We start from the raw sequence: 642 nt of genomic DNA, 5'->3' as shown, positions 1-642 counted from the left end.
ACGGCACCACGGTGCTGATGTCCTCGCACATGCTCAGCGAGTTGGAGAGCGTGTGCGACTTCCTGCTGGTCATCTCCACCGGTGGCCTGCGCATGGCCGGGGACGTGGACGAGATCCGCAGCGCCCATGTGCTGCTGCAGGGCGTGACCGGCGGTGAGGGCGCGGGGGTGCCCGCGGAGCTGGCCCGGCACACCGTCGTGGAATACCGCACCAGTGGGCGCCAGGCCACCGCCCTGATCCGGCCGGACGGTCCGGTGAGCGGTCAGTGGCAGTCCCACACCCCGCAGTTGGAGGAATTGTTGCTCGCCTACCTGCGCTCGCCCGAGGCGCCGCCGCTGATCAGTCCCGTGGCGCGGATACCGGGCCGCTCGTCCGGCCCGCGGGGGGCGGCGGCATGAGCAACGCGACCACGACCCCGTCCGCAGCGCCCGCGCTCCCGGTCAGCGGGGGCGGCAGCCGCCGCCCCCGGCTGAGCGGCATGACCTGGCTCATCTGGCGCCAGCACCGCGCCGCCTTCTGGACCATGCTGGCCCTGACCGCCCTCGCCGTGGCGTGGATGCTCTACCAGCGCGCCGGCCTGCTCGACCACCTCACCGCAAAGGGCTGGCCGCACTCCTCCCCCGACACATGGATGGAGGACAT

The 642-nt window shown here is 72.6% G+C and carries 2 pseudogenes; both read left to right on the top strand.

Annotated elements, in window-relative coordinates:
• Positions 1 to 398 (top strand): annotated as a pseudogene (locus tag PV342_RS40950) (ABC transporter ATP-binding protein); the annotation flags it as partial.
• Positions 395 to 642: pseudogene (locus PV342_RS40945) on the top strand (ABC transporter); the annotation flags it as partial. The pseudogenes PV342_RS40950 and PV342_RS40945, both read left to right, overlap by 4 nt.

The sequence above is a fragment of the Streptomyces sp. PA03-3a genome, from assembly GCF_033792735.1.
GTDB lineage: Bacteria > Actinomycetota > Actinomycetes > Streptomycetales > Streptomycetaceae > Actinacidiphila.
The sequence above is the reverse complement of the archived record's forward strand: the minus strand, read 5'-3'. Positions and strand labels throughout refer to the sequence as shown.